Origin of the sequence: Shewanella surugensis (assembly GCF_023284005.1) — a bacterium.
Taxonomy (GTDB): Bacteria; Pseudomonadota; Gammaproteobacteria; order Enterobacterales; family Shewanellaceae; genus Shewanella; species Shewanella surugensis.
In genome coordinates this window covers 21,436-27,665 of sequence record NZ_JAKIKS010000075.1, presented here as the reverse complement: position 1 = coordinate 27,665, position 6,230 = coordinate 21,436, and the positions used below count along the sequence as shown (strand labels likewise).

Here is a 6,230-nt window from a genome sequence, read left to right as displayed (position 1 = left end):
GAATACCCAGCTCTTTTGCGGCTTTGGAAACCCCATTTCTTTCAGCTAAAGCAAGTGCTTCTTTCTTGAACTCATCTGTGTGTATTTTGCGTATTTTCTTTGTCATCATATTATACCTCGGTTAGTGATTTTACTCACTTAGCCGAGTGTCCGAAAGTACTGCCTAGGATCACATTTGGTCAATGCTATACAACCAAACAGAATATAGAGCGAATTAGATAATATAGAGTAATCCCCACCGAGCGATGCGATAAAATGTAATGAAATAACAGGTAAAACCGACCTTTGTCAATGCTGAGTAAATATACGGGAGCAACTAAGCCCGTAGGGACGATAAGCTACAAAGGTGCGGTACTCATTAGGGCCAGAGAATCATCATTTCCTCACAAATAGGCCGGATATACGTATGCAGTTTTACCCATTGTTACTCAAAATATCACTTGAATTTGGTGAGGTGTCCATATACATATTTACGGCGTGTTATTTTTTATTCACACAAAAGCCCGCTGCAAACGATAGATAACTATAAAGGTTAAAATCCAACTAAATCAACACCAAATGCATCATCGACCCACAATAAAAGCGTGCTACCTTGTGCTATCAAGGTAATACTAATCTGGTTTAAACACCCCAATAACATCACCCGTCGCCTTTTTCGCCACCTTATCATCCGTTTGTTGTTCACGATAATCGCAATCTGTGCACTCGATGGTTTCAATACCATTTTCTTTAAACAACACAATGCTATCTTTTGCTTGGCACTTTGGGCATTTGGCGCCGGCAACAAATCGTTTTTTAATTTTAGTATTCACGCTTGCATGACTCAGTATTATTGAATATCACCCTATTTTGCCATAAAACTTGGCTTAAAGTGGACTATTTATACCCTGTTAGTAGAAGTTCCCCCCGTTTCTACGCTATTATCTCTATCCTATTTATTTCAGACCGACACCAAGTCATAATCAATGATAAGCATCAATCAAGCACAACTTATCCGCGGTACAAAAACCTTATTGGATGATACCTCTTTAACCATTTACCCTGGCCACAAAGTCGGCTTAGTGGGGGCTAATGGTACGGGTAAATCTTCTTTATTGGCGCTTATTTTAGGACATATCCACTTAGATAAAGGGGAGATAAGTTTACCCAGTGGTTGGGAAATTGCGACCGTTGCCCAAGAAACGCCGGCACTTGATCGATCCGCCATTGATTATGTCATCGATGGCGATTTGGAATACCGCCAGCTTGAAGCCTTATTAGCTCAGGCTCAACATGAAGATAATGGTCATGATATTGCCATTATTCATGGAAAAATTGACGCCATTGGTGGCTATGCGATTCAATCTCGAGCAGCCAGCTTATTGGCAGGCTTAGGCTTTAGTGACGCAAAACAAAACGATTCGGTGAAAAGTTTTTCTGGTGGTTGGCGCATGCGCTTAAACCTTGCACAAGCCTTACTTTGTCGTTCAGATCTTTTATTACTCGATGAGCCGACCAACCATTTAGACTTAGATACTATGTATTGGCTAGAAGGTTGGATCAAAGCCTATCAAGGCACCTTAATTTTAATCAGTCATGATAGAGATTTCATTGACGGCATTGTTGATGAAATTGTGCATGTTGAACATCAAAAACTCAATTATTACAAAGGTAATTATACCGCGTTCGAACATATTCGTGCCGAGCGCATGGCCCAACAACAAGTCGCCTTTGAACGCCAGCAAAAAGAACGTGCCCATATGCAATCTTTTGTGGACAGGTTCCGTTATAAGGCCAGTAAAGCCAAACAAGCACAAAGCCGCTTAAAAGCATTAGAGCGTATGGCAGAACTACTGCCGTCTCAGGCAGACAGTCCCTTTTCGATGTCATTTAGAGAGCCCGAAGCCTTACCTAACCCGCTTATTACCATGGAACAGGTTTCAGTGGGCTATGGCGATACAGCCATTTTAAAACACGTACAACTCAACCTTGTACCTGGGGCCAGAATTGGCTTACTAGGGCGTAATGGCGCAGGAAAATCAACTTTAATCAAGCTCTTATCAGAAGAGCTTAAACCCATGACGGGGACATATGAAACCAACCCTGGGTTAAACATCGGTTATTTTGCTCAACATCAACTGGAATTTTTACGTTTAGATGACTCGCCATTACAACATCTTATGCGCCTAGCGCCAACAAAGCGCGAACAAGAATTAAGAGACTTTTTAGGGGGATACGGCTTTAACGGAGAGATGGCTCTGACGCCGGTCAGGCCCTTTTCTGGTGGTGAAAAAGCCCGATTAGTCCTCGCACTGCTGGTTTGGCAACGCCCCAACCTACTGCTGCTCGATGAGCCAACCAACCATTTAGACTTAGAGATGCGTCACGCCTTAACCATGGCCTTACAAACGTTTGAAGGCGCCATGATTATTGTTTCTCATGATAGGCATTTACTCAGACTCAGTTGCAGTGATTATTATCTCGTCGATCAAGGAGTCGTACGCAGTTTCGATGGCGATTTAGACGATTATCATCAATGGTTACTCGACGCAGCAAAAGAAGACAATAGAAAAATAGCCAGTACTGATGCCACACCCGCCCAAGATAAAAAACAACAAAAGCGTCTTGAAGCCGAATTACGTAAGCGGTTATCTCCCATAAAGAAACAACAAGACAAACTTGAAAAACAGCAACAAAAATCGACTGAGCGACTGACTGAACTGGAAGAGATGCTGACTCAAACCAGCTTATATGATAGCGAAAATAAAGCCCAATTAACCCAAGTATTAGCGGAGCGTACAAAACTAACGCAAACGCTAGATGAAAGCGAAATGGAATGGCTCACCCTGCAAGAGCAAATTGAAGAGATTGAACAATCAACTAAAATGTGAACTCAAACGAGTTAAAAACACCTTAAAAGACTTGATTGAGGAGCTGGGATCATGACAAAAACCAATCCACTCACCACCACCTGGTGGCGCTCTTTATGGAGTGAGTGCGATAAATTTTATGCTCATGATCCTAAGCTTTATATTCAGCTTCAAGATAGGCATCAAATCAACGTTAACTTGCTATTGCTGTCTCAATGGTTAGATGCTCATCACTTTCAACTTCCCCCTGAGTTATGGTCTCAGCTTCATGCTGCAATACAAGCACATGATGAACAAGTACTTATCCCCTATAGGCAGCACAGAAGAGCCTGTAAAAAAACAGTCTCGCAAACAGTCTATCAACAGATGCTAACCAAAGAGTTGTTATTGGAGCGTAAAACACAGCAGTATATTCTGCAGCAGATGAAACCATTTCCCCTTAAACTAGCTCCTGCTGTGTTAAAAAAAACCAGATTAAAACAAGCCGTAAAACAAAAACAGACAGCTGTACATGTAACAAAGCATCAAGTACTAAACCTCAATGATTACCTTTCTTTATTCGATCTACAAGCAACAGACTATCCCACATTAATGCGACTCACATAATGAAAAGCCTATTTTAAGACTGAACCACCTTGCTTAAAGACAAGCCTTGCTGACTTTTTTCATCAATCACACATAACATTCACCTTACTTCCTATAAAGTAAATGACTGAGCCAGTTTTTCTTTCATCGCTAGCAAAGAAAAACTGACCTTAATGAGATTACTTCAACTGTGTTTCAAATAATTTAAAGATCCGACGATACTCATCCAACCAACTTGAAGGTTGACGGAAGCCATGAGGTTCAACAGGATAGATAGCCGTTTCAAACATGGGTTTTTCAAGTTCAATCAAACGCTGCACTAAGCGCACACTGTCTTGAAAAAAGACATTGTCATCCACCATACCGGTCATGATCAATAACGGTTTTTCTAATCCTTGGGCCCACTCAATCGGCGAGCTACGCTCGAAGGCAATAGGATCCACTTGCGGCATATTTAAAACATTAGACACATAAGGTTGATTATAATATACCCAATCAGTCACTGGACGAAGTGCTGCGCCTGCTTGGAATAACTCCGGCTCGGTAAATAAGGCCATAAAGGTCAAGAAGCCTCCGTATGAACCGCCATAAGTCCCCACTTTATTCACCTTGACATTGGCATGATTAACCATCCAATTAACACCGTCTTGTAAATCTTCAACTTCAGGATGTCCCATTTGACGATAAACCGCAGTGCGCCAATCACGGCCATATCCAGCCGAACCGCGATAATCCATGTCCATCACCACATAGCCTTGCTGGGCTAATAAATTATGAAACATAAACTCTCTAAAGTAGACTGAAAAACCAAAATGCGCGTTTTGTAAATAACCCGCGCCATGATTGAACATCACCGCTGGGTATTGCTTGGCATTGTCCTTATTAAACCCTTCGGGTAAATACACTCGCGCATAGATATCATTTGCGCCGTGACTCGAAGGCACTTTTACCACCATCGGTGCTTGCCAAGCGTAATCTTTAAATGACTGACTGGTATAATGAGTCAGCTGTTTAAGCTCGCCGCCAATGTTTTGTATATACAGCTCTGAAGGTTGAAGGGTTTTTGACGCCGTCAATAGTAATCGCCTACCTTCAGGACTCAGCTTATAGTTAAGCCTTCCTTTCCAATGGGTTAATTGCTCACTTTTACCCGTGTTCACATCCACGCGATACACATTATCGATACCCGGATGCACTTTATTGGCTTTATAATAAATATACTGTGCTTTGGGGCCGACCGTAATATCTGACACCACGAACTCGCCTTGGGTTAAGGCTTTTTCTGTGCCATCAAGTGACTTGGTATACAGCTGTGAATAACCTGTTTGCTCTGATAAGTAATAAAGGGTTTGCGTATTCGGTAACCAGCCAAACTGGTTATGAAAATAATTAACCCAAGCATCATCATGTAATTTGTGCTGAGTGTGTAAATCACCGCTCGATAAATCTAATGTGGCTATCCAACGATCTTTATTATCAATCGCCTCAATCATGAGTGCGACTTGATCCTCACCCATCTGCCACTGTATCGGGCTTTGTGTACGGCTCCAATCTTTGATTAATTCAAATTTTCTCGGCATTTTTGTCGCTTGATAAGACTGACCTTTAACCTGTGTATTTTCACGTCGAATATCCGCAAAAACATCGTCATCATAACCCGTTAGGCCTTCGATATTGATTGGCTTTTGGGTATGATTGGTTAAATTTAACAGCACAAAACGCTCACCTGGCGGGGTGTCCTCGCTGATTAAAGCCCGAACAGATTTGGCCTCAACCGGACCTTTTTGACTAATGAATTTCGCCATGATCCCAGTGCTATTTTCACCACCAAAATCATAATCATAATTTTTATCAATCAAGGATAAAATAATGTAGCGACCATCCGGTGACAGACTCAAGGTTTGAATTTTTTCAGCCTCTCCCAAATACCAAGCTCGCGCCGTGAGCGTAGGATCCATTTTATCTAACTGCTGCTGATACTCTTTTTTATCTTTGGCTTGCTGATTATTCAACGCAACAAACTCAATCAACCTGTCTTGCTGCTTAGCGATATAAGTCTTGGCTTCAAAGGCTACCGGTTTTTCTGCCATTTTAATATTGGCAATTTGCTCCAATAACCCGGTTTTTAAATGGATCCGAAACACTTGAGTATCTTGCCAAAAAGCCAGATCCCCATTATTTAAAAACCGAATGCCTTCAACAGTGGTATTTTGCTTAGTAAGCTGCCTAACGGCTTGAGTGGTCACATTTTTAATAAAAACATTACCTTGATAAATATAGGCTTTATTTGAGCGCGATAAATCAAATATTCCTTTCGCTTGGCTGGCTAAATGCAGTTGTTCCAGTGACAGCTCTACCGCAGGCTCGCCCGCTACACTTTGCTGGTAATATTGCTTTATAGCTGCCTCATGGGCTTGACGGGAAAAATACACACTCTGGCCATCATCATTCCAATAGGCATTTCTGGCAAGAATGCCCATCCAATCTGGATTAGCCATAATTTGCTTTAATGTCAACGCAGTCGAAACAACTAGAGGCATAGGGAATAACACAGGTTTTACAGCAGGTGGCGTGAGTGTTGAAGTTTGCTCACTCGAAGGTATAGAAGCACAGCTAGCAAGCACAGACAGTGCTAATACACTGAGTCCTGTTTGACGGAGTAGACGATTCATCATCTTTCCTTATGATATAAGCCTAAGTTTGATCGAATGAACTTATCGTGTATCAAGCTTGCTCTATGAATGAATGCGCCTTTCATTCGAAAGGTAAAATTCATCACAAAAAAGATAGCGGCAT

Annotated in this window: 5 protein-coding genes; 2 read left to right on the top strand and 3 right to left on the bottom strand. The window is 41.7% G+C overall.

The features are described 5' to 3' along the window. Both L2764_RS28595 and L2764_RS17175 read right to left on the bottom strand, forming a co-directional pair. Positions 1-109: transposase (locus tag L2764_RS28595; protein ID WP_512701018.1), on the bottom strand; the 109-nt coding region annotated here is incomplete at its 3' end. A gap of 502 nt (positions 110-611) precedes the next feature. Next, complete coding sequence (locus L2764_RS17175) at positions 612-812, bottom strand: YheV family putative zinc ribbon protein (RefSeq protein ID WP_248941552.1); 201 nt, start codon at positions 810-812, stop codon at positions 612-614. A 153-nt stretch (positions 813-965) separates the two neighbouring features. Here L2764_RS17175 and L2764_RS17170 point away from each other — a divergent pair, with 153 nt between their 5' ends. Both L2764_RS17170 and L2764_RS17165 read left to right on the top strand, forming a co-directional pair. After that, entirely contained in the window at positions 966-2,870 is a 1,905-nt protein-coding gene (locus L2764_RS17170) for an ABC transporter ATP-binding protein (protein ID WP_248941551.1), read from the top strand. A gap of 51 nt (positions 2,871-2,921) precedes the next feature. Beyond that, complete coding sequence (locus tag L2764_RS17165; protein ID WP_248941550.1) at positions 2,922-3,455, top strand: DUF2390 domain-containing protein; 534 nt, start codon at positions 2,922-2,924, stop codon at positions 3,453-3,455. Positions 3,456-3,613: 158 nt separating this feature from the next. Here L2764_RS17165 and L2764_RS17160 read toward each other — a convergent pair whose 3' ends face one another. Further along, positions 3,614-6,106, bottom strand: coding sequence for a S9 family peptidase (locus L2764_RS17160; protein ID WP_248941549.1), 2,493 nt, complete (start codon positions 6,104-6,106; stop codon positions 3,614-3,616). Positions 6,107-6,230 lie beyond the last annotated feature (124 nt).

What these genes read in the sequence shown, in the direction of transcription:
- L2764_RS17170 (WP_248941551.1), top strand. Translation starts at nt 966, where the DNA reads ATGATAAGCATCAATCAAGCACAACTTATCCGCGGTACAAAAACCTTA.
- L2764_RS17165 (WP_248941550.1), top strand. Translation starts at nt 2,922, where the DNA reads ATGACAAAAACCAATCCACTCACCACCACCTGGTGGCGCTCTTTATGG.
- L2764_RS17160 (WP_248941549.1), bottom strand. Translation starts at nt 6,106, where the DNA reads ATGAATCGTCTACTCCGTCAAACAGGACTCAGTGTATTAGCACTGTCT.